Below are 17,405 nucleotides of genomic sequence, written 5' to 3'. Positions count from 1 at the left end.
CTGGCGGGCTGGCGGCCGACGGGCTGGCGGCCGACGGGCCTCCGCGCCCCGGGCTCCGGGGTGCGGTGAGGTCAGCCTTACCTGAGACGGCCGGGGGGGCGGTGACTCAGGATGCCTCGCGCGCCTTCGGGGTGCGGCGCATCAGATACGCCGCCGCGGCCCCGGCCGCGAACAGGGCGGCCACCGAGACGCAGGTGGCGAGCCAGGCGGTGCCCAGCCAGCGGGTGCCGAAGTAGCCGAGGGCCACGCTGTAGCCCGCCCAGGACAGCCCGGCCAGCGCCGACCAGGGCAGGAACTCCCGCACCCGGCGCTGTGCGGCGCCCGCGCTGAAGGAGACGACCGAGCGGCCGGCCGGGGCGAAGCGGGCGATGACCACCAGCGCGCCTCCGCCGCCCCGGGCGAGGGCGGCGCCCAGCCGCTCCTGGGCGGTGCTGAGGCGGCGGGAGCGGGCGAGGGCCCGGTCCAGCCGCTCGCCGCCGCGCCGGGCGAGGCGGTAGGCGAAGAGGTCGCCCAGCACCGAGGCGGTGGCCGCGCACAGGATCAGCGCGAGGATGTCGGGCACGTCGTGCGGGACATGCCCGGCGGCGGCGCCCGTGCCCGCCGCGGCGGCCGTCGCCGCCGTCACGATCAGCACCCCGCTGGGCAGCACCGGCAGGAACACGTCCAGCAGCACCGAGAGGGTCACCGCGACATAGATCCACGGAGTGCCGGTGAGCGCCCCCACCCTCGCCACACTCTCCAGCACCGCGAACTCCCTCGACTCCCCCGGGGACCGGACCGTGTGCCGCGTTGTCGCGGGGGAGCGGCAGGGGCGGTCTGTGAACAGCCATACAGCGTACGCCCGGGGTGTGACAGGGGATTCATCGGGGGCTCATGTGTTCGCAGAGGCCCCTGTGGGGTGTGCGGGGAGGCCGGGGCCGGTGCGCGGGAGGACCGGCCCGGGGCCGGGGCTGCCGGGTGGGACCGGCAGCCCCGCGCCCGCCGTCAGGCCGCCACCGGGGTCTGCTCGGCGGCGGGCTGACGCTGCGTCGAGCGCCGGGCGAGCAGCCCGTCCAGGGCGAAGGCGCCGGAGCCGGTGAAGACCAGCAGCAGGAAGGACCAGCAGAACAGCACCGGCATCTCGCCGCCGTTCTCGATGGGCCACAGCGCCGCCTTCTGGTGCACGTCGAAGTAGGCGAAGGCCATCGAGCCGGAGGCGATGAACGCGGCGGCGCGGGTGCCCAGGCCCAGCACGACCAGGGCACCGGCGACCAGCTGGATCACCGCGGCGTACCAGTTCGGCCAGGTGCCCGCCGAGAGCGTGCCGCCATGGGTGCCCGCGGCACCGCCGAGCACGCCGAACAGGGACGCGGCGCCGTGGCAGAAGAACACCAGTCCCACGACGACGCGGAACAGGCCGAGGACATAGGGCTGCGCGGAGTTGAGACGTCCGGTCAGGCCGGTCATGTGGGGGTTCTCCTTCGGTCAAGGCCGGCCCGGGGAGGGGACCGGCTGGGGGACGCATCCGAACGAGTGACCTAGGTTAGGTCGACCTAATCTGTACTTGCAAGTTCAACATCTGGCCATGCTGGGGGTGCGGTTCCGATTCCGTTTGCTCCGGTACGCAGCGGATTAAGCGAAGTGCGCGAACCAGCCGAGGGGTGGACAACCTGGTGAATAACGGGGTGTGCCACCTGCTGGACCACTGGGCGGGCCGGGAGTGCGGCGGACTCCGCTACGGCTCGCGGCGGGGCTCCCCGGGCGCGCTCGGCCTGCGCGCGGAGGCGCGCCGGACGCATCCGGGGCGAACGTCGACGGGCGTCGAGTTAACGAACAAATGGCCGAACCACCACGGCCGGGTGCGGCGCCGGCGGCCCGATGGCTCGGATCGCGCCATGCGGGGGCGATGCGGATCGGCCACGCACCCGCCGCGCTGGCCCCCGTCCACGACGAAGCCCGCCCTCCTCCGCCGGCCCCGAAGGGCGTGTGTGACGGAGGAGGGCGGGCGGGTGGCGCGGTGTGTGGGGGGGAGGGGGGGTGCGAGGGGGTGGGCGGGTGCGGAGGGCCGGGAAGGGGTGATGGAGGGCGGGTGCTCAGCAGCTCGCGAGGTAGCCCTGGAGAGCGCTCTTCTCCGCCGAGTCGACCGACAGGCCGTAGTAGTACTTCACCTGGACCCAGGCGCGGACGTACGTGCAGACGTACGCCGACCGGGACGGCACCCAGGTGGCGGGGTCCTGGTCGCCCTTGGCCTGGTTGACGTTGTCGGTGACCGCGATGAGCTGCGGGCGGGTCAGGTCGTTGGCGAACGCCTGGCGCTGCGCGGTGGTCCACTTGCTCGCGCCCGAGTCCCACGCCTCGGCCAGCGGGACCACGTGGTCGATGTCCAGGTCGGAGGCGGCGGTCCAGGTCGCCCCGTCGTAGGGGGAGTACCAGCTGCCGCTCTTGGCGGCGCAGGAGGAGTCGGTGGTGACGTTCGAACCGTCCCGCTTCAGCACGGTCTCGCGGGTGTTGCAGCTGCCGCTGATGGTGATCCAGTGCGGGAACAGGGAGCGGTCGTAGCCGGTGCGGTTCTCGGTCGCGACGGTGAGGGAGGCGAGGTAGCCGCGGGCGGTGGCGGCGCTGACCGGGGTGGGGAGGGCGGCGGACGCGGCCGGGGGGTTGATCAGCGCGGCGGAGGCGAGGAGGCCGGTCAGCGCCGTGAGGATGCCCACGCGTCGACGCGCGTAGAACGAGGGTGCGGAGGACCGGCGGCGGAATATGCGGGCCATGTGAACTCCCTTGCGTGGTGGGGGCTTTGGGCGCGAGCGTGGGAATGCTCGCGGCGCCGCGTTGCGGGAGGGTGTGCGTCCGGTGAGAAGTTAGTGACGCGTCCATGACAAGACAAGGTCCGGAGCGGAACTCGTCGTCGCGTAGCATGGACGGCGCAGAAGGGGAGTAGCTCTTCGCCGGACCGTCGACATACTGCTCAGCCACGCTGAGCCGGCGCCCGGAGGCAGACCGCGGACACCGTCCCGGCCGGCCAGCGAGACCTTCGGCAAGCAGTGCACGCCCGTGCCCACGGCACGGGCGCATCAGTGCGCTGCCCTGCCGAGGCGTCTGTCGCACAGTTCACAGCACTCTCGGCGGGGCGGCCCGACCGATTGAGGGACAGTGATCAGTCTCAGCGTCATGGCGCTCGTCTTCGGCGTCGTCTTCCTCGCCGAACTGCCGGACAAGACGGCCCTGGCGGGACTCGTCCTCGGCACCCGCTACCGCGCCTCCTACGTCTTCGCGGGCGTCGCCGCCGCCTTCCTGCTGCACGTGGTGCTGGCCGTGGCGGCGGGCAGCGTGCTCACCCTGCTGCCGCAGCAGATCGTGCACGCGCTCACCGGCGTGCTGTTCCTGGGCGGGGCGGCCGTGCTGCTCTTCAAGAAGGGCGACGACGAGGAGGAGATCCGCAAGCCCGCCGACCAGTCCTTCTGGAAGGTCGCCGGGACCGGCTTCATGCTCATCCTGGTCGCCGAGTTCGGTGACCTCACCCAGATCATGACGGCGAACCTCGCCGCCCGCTACGACGACCCGATCTCCGTGGGCGTGGGCGCGGTGCTGGCGCTGTGGGCGGTCGCCGGTCTCGGCATCGTCGGCGGAAAGGCGCTGATGCGGCGCGTGCCGCTGGGGCTGATCACCAAGATCGCGGCCGTGTTGATGATCGCGCTCGGTGTGTGGAGCCTGTGGGAGGCGGTGAGCTGAGCCGCCGGGCTTGCGCGCGGGGCGTGCGCGCGGGCACGCGGTCGTGTGCGCCGGGGGCGTGCCGGGAGGGTGCCCCCGGGGTCCCGGCGCCCGGCCCGGAGCTGAACTTCCGATGAAGTCCGGTGAAGGGTGTGCGGGGCGGTGGCGGGAAGCCGGTCTCGTTTTGTACCGTGGGGAAACAAAGTGGCTCCCGCCCGTTCTCCCTGACCGGCGGGCGGGGCCGCCTTGTCCCCTCCGGGAAGCCCGGCGGGACAGCCGGGGCCCCTCCGCACGCCCCTCCGCACCTTGGAGCTGCCGATGACGGCCACCGCCGTGCTCACCGCCCGCGCCCTCCTGCTCGACATGGACGGCACCCTCGTCAACTCGGACGCCGTCGTCGACCGCATCTGGCGGCGCTGGGCCGACCGGCACGGCCTGGACGGCGACGAGGTGATGAAGGTGGTGCACGGCCGCCAGGGCCACGCCTCCATGGCGCTCCTGCTGCCGGACCGCCCCCAGGAGCAGAACATCGCCGAGAACGCCCGCATGCTCGCCGAGGAGACCTCGGACATGGACGGCGTGGTGCCCGTGCCCGGTGCGCCGGAGTTCATGGCCGCGCTGCGCGGGCTGCCGCACGCCCTGGTGACCTCGGCCGACGTGGGCCTGTCCACCGCGCGGATGGCCGCCGCCGGGCTGCCGCTGCCGGACGTGCGGGTCACCGCCGAGTCCGTGGGCGCCAGCAAGCCCGACCCCGAGGGCTTCCTCAAGGGCGCCGCCGAACTCGGCGTCGAGCCCGCCGACTGCGTGGTCTTCGAGGACTCCGGCGCGGGCATCGCCGCCGGCCGGGCCGCCGGGATGCGCGTGATCGGCATCGGCCCGCGCGCCGCCCTCCACGAACCCGACGCGGTCGTGCGGGACCTCACCGAGATCCGGGTCGAGCCGGTGGGGGACGGGACCGTGCGGTTGCACCTGGGCTGATCGTCCAGTTGGTGGGCTGACCGCCCGCCTGGCCGGTAGGCCGGTCACTGGTCACCGGTCACCGGCCGCTGGGCGCGCTGGGCTGGGGGCTGGCAGCAGGCCGGCCGTGGACCGGCCGCCGGGTGGCCGTGGACCGGTCACGGACCGGCTGCCGGGCGTGGGCCAGTCGCGGATCGGCCGCTGACCGGCCACCGGCCGTCGAGCGGTCGTCGACCGGTCACGGGTCGCCGACCGCTGGCCCCGGCCGCCGACCGCGCAGGCCCCGTCTCACCAGTGCGTCGGCTCCGCCTCCAGGCTCGCTCGGGTCGCCGGGCCGTACACGCCGAAGCCGTCCGAGGTGATGCCGCGGGCCCACTGGTAGTTGCGTACCGAGTCCTCGACGCTGCGGCTGTAGTAGCCGTCGATCGCGTCGGTGTAGAGGTACAGCCGCGTCAGGCGCTCCTGAAGGTCGCGCACCGCGGGGCCGTGGTCGCCCCGGCGCAGGGACCCGGCGGGCTGCGTGGAGGCGGTGGCCAGGGTGTTCGGCGGGCTCTGCGGGGGCGAGGCGGTGCCCGGCCCCGGTACGGCGGCGCCGGTCGGGGATCCCGAGGGCGTCGGCGAGTGGCCGGTGGCCGAGGGCGACGCCGACGCCGACGCCGACATGCTCGCGCTGGGCGAGGGCGACGTGGTCGCCGACACGGACGGCGAGGGCGAGCGCACCGGCGCGGCACTCGTCGGCGCGGACGGCGGGACCGTGGGCGCCGGGCCGTCGGGGATGCCCTCCCGCACGTCCTGGGCCGCGCCGTCGCGCGCGGGGGACTCGTACGAGAACAGACCGCCGGCGTACGCGGTCGCCGCGACGACCGCCACCACCGCCGTCGACACGGCGATCACAGCGGCGGGGCGGCGCCGGCGCCGACGGGACCCGCCCGGCCCGTCGCCCGTACCGTCCGCCCCGGCGGACGGGTCCACGGCCTCGAAGGTCCGGGTGGAGCGGGCGTCGAACAGGCTCAGGTCGGACGCGCTGGGCGCACCCGCCCGCTGCGCCAGCGGGGTGGGCAGGGCGGGCGGAGTGATGGCGCGCAGCGACATGGTGGCGTCCGGGCCGTGTGCGCCGTGCGCGCCGTCCAGGCCGTGCGCGGCGCCCGCGCCCTCGGCGGCGTCCGCGCGGGGCGCGCCGTGAGCGCCGCTCATGCCGGGCGCACCGTCCGCAGAGGCTGTACGGGAAGCGCCCCCCGCGCCCTCAGCGCCGCCCGCGCCGTCCACGACGGGCACGACGGGCACCGGCCGGGTCTCCGCCTCGGCCCGGGTGGCCCCGGCGCCCCCGGCGCGCTCGCCCTCGGCGGCAACGGGAGCCGCACTCGCCCCCGAGCCCGCACCGACGACCCCGGGGCCACCCGGGCCTCCGGCGTCACCCGGGCCTCCAGGGTCTGCGGGGTCACCCGGGTCTCCGGGGTCCCCGGGATTCACGTATGGCCGTATCCGCAGCGGGTCGAAGTCCTCGGCCCGCGCCGCTTCCGCCGTCCGCGCGTCGCGCAGGGCATCGGCCGCCCGGCGGCCGCAGGCGCACGACGGGGAGTTGTCCGCGCTGCGGGGTGCCCCGCACTCCGGGCAGACATGCCGTTTCGGCTCTTCCACGCGCCGGTCCCCTCCCAGTCCGAACTCCAAGGATTATGCAGATCCCCTCCACACCTTCTCCCCGAAGCCCCCGGAATGGCGGCGGCCGAAGGGGACTCGACAGGCCATAACCGGACACATTGGTGACGATGGAGGGTGTCACGCGAGCGTCGGGAGGTCGCCATGGCCGGGGATGGACACGGCACGACCGGTACCCCGGAGACCCCGGAGGTGCCGGAGACGGCGCCGCGCGGCGCCGCGCCCGACGACTCCGAGCACGTCCCGGGCAACGTCCTCGTCTCGATCGGCGCGCTGCTCCTGGGCATGCTGCTGGCCGCGCTCGACCAGACGATCGTCTCCACCGCGCTGCCCACCATCGTCAGCGACCTCGGCGGCCTGGAGCATCTGTCCTGGGTGGTCACCGCCTATCTGCTGGCGTCGACCGCCGCGACCCCGCTGTGGGGCAAGCTCGGTGACCAGTACGGCCGCAAGAAGCTGTTCCAGACCGCCATCGTGATCTTCCTGATCGGCTCCGCGCTGTGCGGGATGGCGCGGAACATGCCCGAGCTGATCGCGTTCCGGGCCGTGCAGGGGCTGGGCGGCGGCGGGCTGATGGTGCTGTCCATGGCGATCGTGGGCGATGTCGTGCCGCCCCGCGACCGCGGCCGCTACCAGGGGCTCTTCGGCGCGGTGTTCGGCGCGACCAGTGTGCTCGGGCCGCTGCTCGGCGGTCTGTTCACCCAGCATCTGAGCTGGCGCTGGGTCTTCTACGTCAACCTGCCCGTCGGTGTGGTCGCGCTCGCCGTGATCGCCACCGCGCTGCACATCCCGCGCAAGACGCAGCGCCATGTCATCGACTACCTCGGCACGCTGCTGATCGCCTCGGTCGCCACCTGCCTGGTGCTGGTCGCCTCGCTCGGCGGCACCACCTGGGGCTGGGGCTCGCCGCAGATCATCGGCCTCGCGGTGCTGGGCGTCCTCCTCGCGGCGGCCTTCGTCGCCGTCGAGCACCGGGCGGCCGAACCGGTGCTGCCGCTCAAGCTGTTCCGCGTCCGCACCTTCACGCTCTCCGCGGTGATCAGCTTCATCGTCGGCTTCGCGATGTTCGGCGCGATGACGTACCTGCCGACCTTCCTCCAGGTCGTGCGGGGCATCTCGCCGACACTGTCCGGTGTGCACATGCTGCCGATGGTGGTCGGCATGCTGCTGGCGTCCACCGGTTCCGGGCAGATCGTCAGCCGGACGGGGCGCTGGAAGGTGTTCCCCGTCACCGGGACCGCCGTCACCACCGTCGGCCTGCTCCTGCTGCACCGGCTCGACGAGCACAGCTCCACCGCCGAGATGAGCGCGTACTTCTTCGTCTTCGGTCTCGGTCTGGGCCTGGTGATGCAGGTCCTCGTGCTCATCGTGCAGAACGCCGTCAGCTACGAGGACCTGGGCGTCGCCACCTCCGGCGCCACCTTCTTCCGCTCCATCGGCGCCTCGTTCGGCGTGGCCATCTTCGGTACGGTCTTCGCGAGCCGGCTCGGCGACCAGCTCGCCGCCGCCTTCCGGGGCACACGGCTGCCGCCGGGCGTGACGGCGGACGCCCTCAAGTCCGACCCGCGCGGCATCGGCGCCCTGCCGCCCGCTCTACGCCCGGCCGCGCTGCACGCGTACGCCTCCGCCATCACCGACGTCTTCCTCTACGCCGCCCCGGTGGCCCTTCTCGCCTTCCTCCTGGCCTGGCTCCTGAAGGAGGACAAGCTGCGCGGCTCGGTCACGGCGCCGGACGGCACGCAGACGCTCGCCACCAACCCGGTGGAGCGGTCCTCGTACGACGAGGTGTGCCGGGCGCTGTCGGTGCTGGGCACCCGCGAGGGGCGGCGCGAGATCTACCGGACGATCACCGCGCGGGCGGGCTACGACCTGCTGCCCGCGGCGAGCTGGCTGGTGCTGCGGATCAACAAGTTCGGGTGGGTGGAACCGGCCCTGCTCGCCGAGCGCGTCCCGGTGCCGCTGACCGTCATCCTGGAGGCGGCCCGCCAGGTCGAGGAACGCCGGCTGGCCGAACGGCAGGGCCTGGACCTCGTCCTGACCGACCAGGGGCGCGAGGTCGCCGAGCGGCTGGCCCACGCCCGCGAGGAGTCCCTCGCCGAGCTCCTGGGCGACTGGTGGAAACCCGGCCGCTCCACCGACCTGACCCAGCTCGTGAAGGAACTGACCGGCGAACTCTGCGGCTCCGACGGCGAACGCCCCCACGACGGACGCCCGGTCACCCGGCAGCTCTGACCGCCGCGCCGCGACGCACCGTGCCGCGACGCGATGGCGGAGACGCGGGCGCCTCAGCGCAGGGCCTTGGCGAACCAGTGCTCGGCGTAGAGGGAGTCGTTGTGGGGTCCGGTCTCGGTGTAGCCGAGGCGGGCGTACAGGGCGCGGGCCTCGACGAGGTCGTGCCGGGTGTCCAGGACCATGCGCCGGGCGCCGAGGGTGCGGGCCGCCTCCTCGGCGGCGGTGACCAGGAGCGCTGCGCCGCCCCGGCCGCGCGCCTGCTCGTACAGGAACACCCGGGTCAGCTCGGCGGTGCCGGAGTCCAGCAGCCGGACCCCCGCCGTTCCCGCCGGTCGCCCCTCGTAGCGCCCGAGCAGCAACTGCCCGGTGGGAGGGGCCAGTTCCGCCCCGGTGACGGCGGCGATCTCCCGCTCCAGCTCGTCCGGACCGGTGCGGCGCCCCTCGTGCAGCAGATACCAGCGGTCGCTGACCTCGGTGTAGTACGCCCGCCACAGAGCGGCGGCGACCGGCGAGTCGTACGGCTCCGGGCTCACGCTCCAGGACACGGCGGTGGTCGACGGCGGCAGCGGCATGCGCACATTCTCACCGGCGGGCCACACGCGTCCGCAACCGGATATCACCCGCCCGTCAGCCGGACGAGCCGTCGCCCGCCGCCCGTGCTTCCCGCCCTCCCCGCCGTGCGCGCCACTCGGCCACGACCTCCTCCACGTCGAACCGTCGCAGGCCCAGCGGCGGACCGGGTGGCGGCTTCACCATCATGTCGAGGATCTTGGTGTTGATGTCCGCGACGATCCGGCGGACGGCGCTCTCCGAGGGGGCCGCGTGGGCCGCCGCAAGGGCGTCCTCGGCCTCCTTGCGCAGGGCGAGGGTCGGCGGGAGGACGGACAGGCCCTCGCGGGCGAGCTTGCGCTTGACCCACCACAGTTCGTCGTACGTGGTGTCGTCCGGGAGGGGCTTGCCCGCGCCGGGGAGCCGGTCGAAGGCGCCGCGCGCCTGCGCGTCGCGGATCTCCTTCTCGACCCAGGACTCGAACGGCACACCCGGTGGCTTTCGCTCGGTCATGGGCTCATTGTGCCGGACATGCCCCGCCCAGGCGATTTATCATTCCGCCGCGGTGCGTCAACCGGGCGCTCCGCGACCGGTGTTGGCGCGCACGGCCGGGCACGCGCAGACTGCGGCCCGGGGCGCCCCGAACCACGAGGAGCGCACGTGCTCGAACTCACCATGGCCGCGGTCGCCGGGACGGACGCGGGCAGCACCGCGGGCATGCTGATGGCCGAAGCGCCCAGCGAGCCGGGTGCCGTGCTGCGGGTGGGCCGGGACCGGGCCGTGTGCCGGCTGGCGACGCCCGAGGACTGGCTGTTCGTCTCCCGCGTCCACCTGGAGTTCCGCTGCGGAGCCGGGGGCGCCTGGCGGGTCACCTGGCTGCGCGGCTCGCAGCCGGAACCGTCCGCCGAGGTCCGGCTGACCTTCGGCGCGCAGGGCGGCGCGCCGGGCAGGGCACAGCTCGGCGCGCAGGGCGGCGGCCCGCTCGGTTACGGCGCCACCGCCGAACTGCCCCGGGGCGGCTCGGGCGAGATAGTCGTCCGGGACCGCACCAGCCCGCGCAGCCTCAGCGTCGGCTTCTACCACGAGGTGTGAGCGGGCCGCGCGCGGCCCGGACGGGCGGGCGGGCGGGCGACGGGGGCTCAGTCGTCGAGCACGAGGGCCAGCGCGAAGCCGTCGTAGCCCTTGCTGCCCACCGTCTGGATGGCGGTGCCGTCCAGGCGGGGGTGCTCGGCGACGAGTTCCAGCGCGCCGCGGGTGCCGCGCACGCTCGGGTCGGTGCTGTCCGGGTCGGTCACGGCGCCCCCGCGCACCACGTTGTCCAGGATGATCAGGCTGCCGGTGCGGGTCAGTCGCAGCGCCCACTCCACATAGCGCGGGTTGTTGACCTTGTCGGCGTCGATGAAGACCAGGTCGAAGGGGGCCGGGTTCTCGTCGGCGAGCTTGGGCAGCGACTCCAGGGCGGGACCCACCCGCACCTCGGTGATCCGGTCGAGCCCGGCGTGCGCGAGGTTGCGGCGGGCCACGTCGGCGTGGTGGGCGTCGTACTCCAGCGTGACCAGGCGGCCGTCCTCCGGCAGCGCGCGGGCCAGCCAGATGGTGCTGTAGCCACCCAGCGTGCCGATCTCCAGGACGTTGCGGGCGCCCTGGAGGCGGGCCAGGAGGTGCAGCAGCTTGCCCTGGCTCGGAGTGACGTTGATCTGCGGCAGGCCCTCGGTGTCGCTGTCCCGCTGCGCGGCCCGGAGGGATTCGTCCTCCGGGGAGAGCAGGCCGGAGAAGTAGGCGTCCACGTCGTCCCAGAGCTGCGAGTCGCTCATGCACCATGCCTTTCGTGTGCCTAGTTAGATCCGCTAACTAGCTGCGCTAACGAATATAGCCCGGCGGCACGAACAGTGTCAGCGAATTGCGGCCCCGGCGCTCACGACTCCACGGAGGGCGGCGAACCCGGCAGCGGGCGCCCGGCGGACTCCGCCATGAACCACACCGCCACACCGCCGATCAGCGACGCCGCCATCATGTAGTAGGCGGGCATCATCATGTTGCCGGTCGCGCCGATCAGGGCCGTGACCACCAGCGGGGTGGTGCCGCCGAACAGCGACACGGAGATGTTGAAGCCGATCGACAGGGAGCCGTAGCGCACCCGGGTCGGGAAGAGGGCGGGCAGCGCGGACGGCATCGCCGAGGTGAAGCAGACCAGGAGCAGACCGAGCGCGCCCATGCCCAGACCGATGGCGAGCAGGCTGCCCTGGCGGATCAGCAGCAGCGCGGGGACGGACAGCAGCAGGAAGCCCGCGCAGCCCGCCGCGATCACCGGACGGCGGCCGATCCGGTCGGTGAGCGCCCCGGCGAACGGCTGGACGATCATCATCAGCGCCATCACGGCCAGCACGACCAGCAGCCCGTGCGTCTCGTCGTACTTCAGCTCACTGGTCAGATAGCTGGGCATGTACGACAGCAGCATGTAGTCGGTGACGTTGAAGACCAGCACCAGGCCCATGCAGAGCAGCAGCGCCTTCCACTGGCCCGCGACCATCTCGCGCAGCGGCACCTTCGGACGGCTGGATTCGGACTTCTCGACCTCGGCGGCGAACACCGGGGTCTCCTCCAGGCGCATCCGCAGATACAGGCCGATGATGCCCATCGGGCCCGCGATCAGGAACGGGATCCGCCAGCCCCAGGAGACCAGGTCCTCCGAGGACAGCAGCGCCGTCATCAGCGTGACCAGGCCCGCGCCGCCGATGTACCCGGCGAGCGTGCCGAACTCCAGCCAGCTCCCGAGGAAGCCGCGGCGCCGGTCGGGGGCGTACTCGGCGATGAAGGTGGACGCGCCCGCGTACTCGCCGCCGGTGGAGAAGCCCTGCACCAGGCGGGCGGCCAGCAGCAGGATCGGGGCGCCCACGCCGATCGTGGCGTACGACGGGATCAGGCCGATGGCGAAGGTGCCCGCGGCCATCATGATCATGGTGACGGCCAGCACCTTCTGCCGCCCGACGCGGTCGCCGAGCGGGCCGAAGACCATGCCGCCCAGCGGGCGCACCAGGAAGGCCGCGGCGAAGGCGCCGAAGGTGGAGAGCAGCTGGGCCGTGGGGTTGCCGGAGGGGAAGAAGACCTTGCCCAGGGTCACCGCGATGTAGCTGTAGACACCGAAGTCGAACCATTCCATCGCGTTGCCCAGCGCGGCGGCCTTCACGGCCCGCCGTACGAGCGCCGGGTCGGTGACCGTGGCGTCGGAGCGGTTCTTGGTGAGAGTGACAGGGCGGGGTGCGGTGACGGTGGCAGCCGACAAGGCTTCGCTCGCCTACCTTTCGACGGGGGCAGGGACGCGACCCGCGCGGCGGCGCTGTCGCCGGGTCCGGCCGGTCCGCACGGGGCGGTCCGGCACCGGTCCGCACGGGGCGGTCCGGCACCGGTCCGCACGGGGTACGGACCGAAAGCGGCCCCCGCGTGACATGGCTGGAAAGCGACGTTCGCGGTGGGCCAGAAATCGACCATACGACCGCTTGCTCCCCTTGCGTGGTGTAAGCAGGTCGATGCACAGAGCACTCAAATGGGCGATACGCAGGGACGTATGCCCGCTTCGGGGCGTCCGGCACGGTTCCGCGTTGTGATCCTTGTCGCGCCCCACGACTGGGTACGAGGGACCGGGAGACAGGTGGAACCCGGCCCGGGGGCGTCTTCCGGGGAGGGGCCGGCGCCTCACGGGGGGCTTCCGTGGCGGTGCCGCGCGCCTCATAGGGTTCGTAAGGGTTCGTACCGGGACAGGCAGACGTCCCGGCGCACGGGACGCGGCACGCGGATTCGCGAGCGCGCGGGACGAGTGGGGCGGGAGGCCGACGAGGCGTGGCGGATGCGAAGCACAGCGGCGGACCGGTGGCGGCCTTCGGGGGCGGTGCGGCGGCGGCCGCGGCACCCGCCGGAGGACGCCTGAGAGCGGCCCGGCTGGGCCTGTGGCTGATCGCCGGGCTCCTCGCGATACGGCAGGTGGCCGTCGTCCTCGCCACCCCGCGCGGGGACCGGCTGACGGACCTGGAGACCTGGGTGGGACCGCACGGCGTCCTGCACGTCAAGGGCTCCCTGTACGAGACGGCCAGCTTCACCGGCACCCCCTTCAGCGGCCTCGTCCTCAAACCGCTGACCAACGCCGCCGAGCGGGCCCTCGGCTGGAGCTGGATCTTCGGCACGCTGCTGCTGGTCGTCGCCCTCGGCCTGGTCGCCGCCCGCGCGCTGCCCCAGCCGGCCGGGCGCCGCACCGCGCTGCTGGCCGCGCCCGTCGCGATCAGCCTGCTCATGCTGTCCCTGCCGGTGCGCAACGCGTTCTGGCTCGGCCAGACCGGTGTCCTGCCGGTGCTGCTGGTGCTGCTCGGCCTGTTCGCCGTGCGCGGCGAACGCACCGGCGGCCTCCTCGTCGGGCTCGCCGCCGCGCTCCAGCCGACCACGCTGCTGTTCGCGCCGCTGCTGTGGTGCACCGGACGCAGACGGGCCGCCGCCGCGGCCGGCGCCACCTTCGCCACGGGCACCGCCCTCGCCTGGGCGGCCATGCCGCACGACTCCGCCGTGTACTGGATCCGCCACTGCGCGGGCACCGGCCTCGGCGGTCCGGCCGACGCCCGCGCCAACCAGTCCCTGCACGGCGCCCTGCTGCGCTTCGGGCTGACCGGCCCGCTGGAGATCGCGCTGTTCCTGGCCCTGGCCGCCGCCGTCGCCGTCCTCGCCCTGCGCCGCGCGGTCCGCTACGCCCATGACGGACAGCTCCTGCTGGCGGTCGCCGTCACCGGCTGCGCCGTGATCGCCGTTTCGCCCACCGCCTGGCAGCACCAGCTGCTGTGGGTGCTGCTCTCGGTCGCGGGCCGGGCCGGGCGGCGCGCCTCCGACCGGTACGTGTGGCCGGTCGCCGTGGTGCTGGTGCTGACGCTGCCCGCGCGGGCGATGCTGCCCCAGATGGCGGTCCTGAACCCGCTGCGCGACAACCTCGTCCTGCTGGCGGCCCTGGCGGCGGCCACCGCCGTGCCGTTCCTGTCCCGTGCCGACGAGCACTACCGCACCCCGGTCGCCACCCGCTACGCGGACCCGGTGCCCGCCCGCCTCCGGCACGTCCCGCTCGTCCCGTTCCTGCGCCGGGTGCTCACCCGCCCGAACCTCCTGCTCGAACTGCTCCTGATCCGCGTCACCTACGCCGCCTACTCCCAGGTCCGGGTGGTCGCGCGCGGGGACCGCGCCACCGCCGAGCACCACGGCCGCCAGGTGCACTCCCTGGAGCACTTCCTGCACCTCGACATAGAGCACTGGGCCAACCACGCCATGGTCCGGCTGCCCCGGCTCGACCACTTCCTCAGCTACTACTACGAGACGTTCCACTTCGTCCTGCCGCTGACCGTCCTCGGCGTGCTCTACCTGCGGCGCCCGGCCGACTACCGGTGGGCGCGCACCGCCCTGGGCGTGGCCACGCTGCTCGCCCTGGTCGGCTTCTGGCTCTACCCGCTGGCCCCGCCCCGGCTCATGCCGGGCTTCGGCTTCATCGACACCGTGCACGGCGTGCAGGACTTCTCCAAACCGGAGTACGGCGCCCTGACCGCGCTCACCAACCCGTACGCGGCGATGCCGTCCCTGCACTTCGGCTGGGCCCTGTGGTGCGGTGTGGTGATCGCCGTGGTGGCACCGCGCTGGTGGATGAAGGCCCTCGGCCTGCTGCACCCCCTGTTCACCGTCTCCGCGATCATCGGCACCGCCAACCACTGGGTACTGGACGCGGTCGGCGGCGCCACCGTGGTCGCCACGGGCTTCACGGTGACCTACCTGCTGTCGGGCCCCCGCGCGCGGACGACCGCAACCCGCCCGCCGGAACTCCGGAAGGCCGCCCCGGCCCCGGTCTCCGGCGCGGCCTTGACCACGGGGGCGGTCCCGTCCGCCGGTGCGGGCTCGGGTACCGGTCCGGTTCCGGTCGCCGATGCGGCCCCGTCCGCCGGTGCGGCCCCGTCCGCCGGTGCGGGCTCGGCCACCATCCCGTCCCAGGCCACGGGCACCGATACCGACACCGACACCGACACCGACCCGGGTGGCCCCAGACCCGCATCGGCGGCGCGCTGAGATGACGCGTACGGCCTCGCCACGCACGACGGTGCGGGCCGCTCTGCCCACCGTCGCGCCCGCCGCCCTGCCCGCCGCCCTGCCCGCCGCCCTGCCCGCCGCCCTGGCGCTCGCCCTCGGCCTGTGGGGGATCGGGCGGCGGGACAGCATGTGGCGGGACGAGTCCGTCACCCACCAGGTGGCCCACCGGTCCCTGGGGGACATCGGACGGCTGCTGGGCCACATCGACGCCGTGCACGGCCTCTACTACCTGCTCATGCACGCCGTGTTCGCGCTGTGGGACGGCGGCCTGCTCGCGCTGCGCCTGCCCTCGGTCCTGGCGACGGCGCTGGCGGCGGCGGGCGTCGGGGTGACGGGCGCCCGGCTCGCGGGCCGCCGCGCGGGCGTGCTCGCCGGTACGGTCTTCGCCGTGCTGCCGGTGACCCAGCAGTACGCGCAGGAGGGCCGCTCGTACGCGCTGGTCACGGCGGCGGTCACCTGGGCCACGTACTTCTTCCTGCGCGCCCTGGACGCGCCGGGCCGCCGCTGGTGGGCCGGGTACGCGGTGCTCCTGGCCGTGGCCTGCTGGCTGCACGAGTTCGCCGCCCTGGCGCTCACCGCACACGCTCTGACCCTGTGGCGGCTCGGCGCGCCGCGCCGCACCTGGCGCCGCTGGGCCCTCGCCTCGGCCGCCGTCCTCGCCGCCCTGCTGCCGCTGGCCGTGCTGAGCGCCCGTCAGGCCGACCGTCAACTGGGCTGGCTGGGCCGCCCGAGCGCCGCCATGTGGTTCCAGTACGCGGCCGTCGCGGCGGTCTGCGCGCTGCTGGCGCGGTGGCTGTCGCGGGACGGGACCGGCGAGCCCGGGAGGGGTGGTGAGGCGCGCGGCCGGGTGACGCTCGTCCGGCTCGGGCTGGGGCTGGCCGTCCTGCCCGCCGGGCTGCTGATGACGGTGTCGCTGGTGAAGCCCTGGTACGTGGACCGGTACGTGATCTACGGGATGACGGGTACCGCGCTGCTCGCGGGCGCCGCCCTGGACCGCGCGGTCGCCGGGCGCGCCCGGTGGCGCCGGGCGGTCCGGGTGCCGGTGGCGTGCCTGGCGGCCGTGGCGGCGGTGGCCGTGCTGCTGCCGTGGTCGCTGGCGGTGCGCTCACCGCAGAGCCGCAAGGACGACGTGGTCGCCGTCTCCCGGGAGGTGCGGCGGCTGGCCCGGCCCGGGGACGGTGTGCTGTTCCTGCCCGCCCGGCGCCGCGAGTGGCTGCTGTCCCGCCCCGCGCTCTACGCCCGCCTGGACGATCTGGCCCTGTCCGGCTCGCCGGCGGCCTCGGCCACCCTCCAGGGCACCGAGCTGCCCGCCGCGGAGATCCGGCGGCGCATCCTCGCGGCCGACCGGATCGTCGCCCTCGCCGACCCGCCGGGGCAGCCCCTGGACCCGTACCCCCAGGAGGCCGTCAAACGGGACGTGCTGCACCGGCAGTTCGAGGTCTGCGCACGCGTCCACGTGCACGGCGCGCAGGTCCTGCGCTACGCCCGCCCCGGCCGCTGCGGGCGCTGACGGCACCGGTGAGCGGCGCGCCGTCGGGCCCGCCGCTCACCGCTCCCGGCGCAGTCCCGCCACGAGGAGCTGCGCGAGGCGGCGCGCGTCGTACTCCGGGTCGTTCTCCGCGCCGATGCAGAGGTTGCCGACCCCGCGCATCAGCTCGTAGGCGGTCACGTCCGGGCCGGTCTCGCCCGCCTCGGCCGCGGCGCCGAGCAGTTCGGCGCAGACGGGCAGCAGCCGGTCGAGGAAGTACGCGTGCAGGGTGCGGAAGCCCGCGTCGTCGGACTGGAGGGCGGCGGCGAGGCCGTGCTTGGTGACCAGGAAGTCGACGAAGAGGTCGATCCAGCGGCCCAGCGCGGCGTGCGGGCTGGCGCTTTCGGCCAGCAGCGCGGGCCCGGCCTCGGCGCAGGCTTCGACCTGGTGCCGGTAGACGGCGACGACGAGGTCGGCGCGGGTCGGGAAGTGCCGGTAGATGGTGCCCATGCCGACCCCGGCCCTGGCCGCGATGTCCCGGACCGGCGCCTCCACGCCCGAGGTGACGAAGACCGCGGCGGCGGCGTCGAGCAGGGTCTGCTGGTTGCGCAGGGCGTCCGCCCGCCTGGCCCGGGACGCGCTCCCCGCGCCCCCGTCGCTCTCACTCACCGTGCGTACGCCCCTTTCCCACCGCGACTCCACCGGACCCACTGATTCCACCGCGGTCGCCGTTGCCAAAGCGGAGCGCTGTTCC

Annotated in this window: 15 protein-coding genes; 6 read left to right on the top strand and 9 right to left on the bottom strand. The window is 74.1% G+C overall.

Annotation, left to right across the window (positions count from 1 at the left end):
• Positions 1–106: 106 nt before the first annotated feature.
• The 3 genes from R4Z62_RS09395 to R4Z62_RS09385 all read right to left on the bottom strand — a co-directional run bounded on the left by R4Z62_RS09395 (position 107) and on the right by R4Z62_RS09385 (position 2,747).
• Positions 107–745: a DedA family protein gene (locus tag R4Z62_RS09395; RefSeq protein ID WP_491519542.1), complete on the bottom strand. Its 639-nt coding sequence runs from the start codon at positions 743–745 to the stop codon at positions 107–109.
• Positions 746–984: 239 nt separating this feature from the next.
• The gene (locus R4Z62_RS09390; protein ID WP_026252992.1) at positions 985–1,437 is read right to left on the bottom strand and encodes a DoxX family protein; all 453 of its coding nucleotides are present in this window, start codon (positions 1,435–1,437) and stop codon (positions 985–987) included.
• A 635-nt stretch (positions 1,438–2,072) separates the two neighbouring features.
• Positions 2,073–2,747 (bottom strand): HNH endonuclease family protein, encoded by a 675-nt coding sequence (locus R4Z62_RS09385; RefSeq protein WP_064532971.1) that lies wholly within the window; start codon positions 2,745–2,747, stop codon positions 2,073–2,075.
• A gap of 382 nt (positions 2,748–3,129) precedes the next feature.
• Between R4Z62_RS09385 and R4Z62_RS09380 the strand changes: the two genes are divergently transcribed.
• Positions 3,130–3,708, top strand: a complete 579-nt coding sequence (locus R4Z62_RS09380; RefSeq protein ID WP_018570600.1) for a TMEM165/GDT1 family protein — start codon at positions 3,130–3,132, stop codon at positions 3,706–3,708.
• Between the two features lie 297 nt (positions 3,709–4,005).
• Positions 4,006–4,665, top strand: a complete 660-nt coding sequence (locus R4Z62_RS09375; protein WP_064532968.1) for an HAD-IA family hydrolase — start codon at positions 4,006–4,008, stop codon at positions 4,663–4,665.
• Between the two features lie 267 nt (positions 4,666–4,932).
• Here R4Z62_RS09375 and R4Z62_RS09370 read toward each other — a convergent pair whose 3' ends face one another.
• Positions 4,933–5,838, bottom strand: coding sequence for a peptidoglycan-binding domain-containing protein (locus R4Z62_RS09370; RefSeq protein ID WP_491519541.1), 906 nt, complete (start codon positions 5,836–5,838; stop codon positions 4,933–4,935).
• 606 nt (positions 5,839–6,444) lie between these two features.
• Between R4Z62_RS09370 and R4Z62_RS09365 the strand changes: the two genes are divergently transcribed.
• Positions 6,445–8,532 (top strand): MDR family MFS transporter, encoded by a 2,088-nt coding sequence (locus tag R4Z62_RS09365; RefSeq protein WP_491519540.1) that lies wholly within the window; start codon positions 6,445–6,447, stop codon positions 8,530–8,532.
• Positions 8,533–8,585: 53 nt separating this feature from the next.
• Here the strand turns inward: R4Z62_RS09365 and R4Z62_RS09360 are convergent, their stop codons facing one another.
• Entirely contained in the window at positions 8,586–9,104 is a 519-nt protein-coding gene (locus R4Z62_RS09360; protein WP_491519539.1) for a GNAT family N-acetyltransferase, read from the bottom strand.
• A 55-nt stretch (positions 9,105–9,159) separates the two neighbouring features.
• The gene (locus R4Z62_RS09355; protein WP_064532964.1) at positions 9,160–9,594 is read right to left on the bottom strand and encodes a DnaJ family domain-containing protein; all 435 of its coding nucleotides are present in this window, start codon (positions 9,592–9,594) and stop codon (positions 9,160–9,162) included.
• A 147-nt stretch (positions 9,595–9,741) separates the two neighbouring features.
• Between R4Z62_RS09355 and R4Z62_RS09350 the strand changes: the two genes are divergently transcribed.
• Entirely contained in the window at positions 9,742–10,173 is a 432-nt protein-coding gene (locus tag R4Z62_RS09350; RefSeq protein WP_064532962.1) for a hypothetical protein, read from the top strand.
• Between the two features lie 47 nt (positions 10,174–10,220).
• On the opposite strand, the gene R4Z62_RS09345 is transcribed toward R4Z62_RS09350, so the two are convergent.
• Positions 10,221–10,895 carry an O-methyltransferase gene (locus R4Z62_RS09345; protein ID WP_355477580.1) on the bottom strand — a complete coding sequence of 225 codons (675 nt, stop codon included), beginning with the start codon at positions 10,893–10,895 and terminating at the stop codon, positions 10,221–10,223.
• Positions 10,896–10,996: 101 nt separating this feature from the next.
• The gene (gene proP, locus R4Z62_RS09340; RefSeq protein ID WP_355477578.1) at positions 10,997–12,364 is read right to left on the bottom strand and encodes a glycine betaine/L-proline transporter ProP; all 1,368 of its coding nucleotides are present in this window, start codon (positions 12,362–12,364) and stop codon (positions 10,997–10,999) included.
• A 554-nt stretch (positions 12,365–12,918) separates the two neighbouring features.
• Between proP and R4Z62_RS09335 the strand changes: the two genes are divergently transcribed.
• A complete protein-coding gene (locus R4Z62_RS09335; protein ID WP_491519538.1) occupies positions 12,919–15,162 on the top strand; it encodes a bifunctional glycosyltransferase 87/phosphatase PAP2 family protein in 2,244 nt (747 codons plus the stop codon).
• Between the two features lies 1 nt (position 15,163).
• On the top strand, positions 15,164–16,693 hold the full coding sequence (locus tag R4Z62_RS09330; protein WP_491519537.1) for a glycosyltransferase family 39 protein: 1,530 nt from the start codon (positions 15,164–15,166) through the stop codon (positions 16,691–16,693).
• A gap of 36 nt (positions 16,694–16,729) precedes the next feature.
• On the opposite strand, the gene R4Z62_RS09325 is transcribed toward R4Z62_RS09330, so the two are convergent.
• Positions 16,730–17,320: a TetR/AcrR family transcriptional regulator gene (locus R4Z62_RS09325; RefSeq protein WP_355477572.1), complete on the bottom strand. Its 591-nt coding sequence runs from the start codon at positions 17,318–17,320 to the stop codon at positions 16,730–16,732.
• Between the last annotated feature and the right edge of the window lie 85 nt (positions 17,321–17,405).

This window comes from Streptomyces sp. PL-25, from assembly GCF_058344915.1.
The sequence above is the reverse complement of the archived record's forward strand: the minus strand, read 5'-3'. Positions and strand labels throughout refer to the sequence as shown.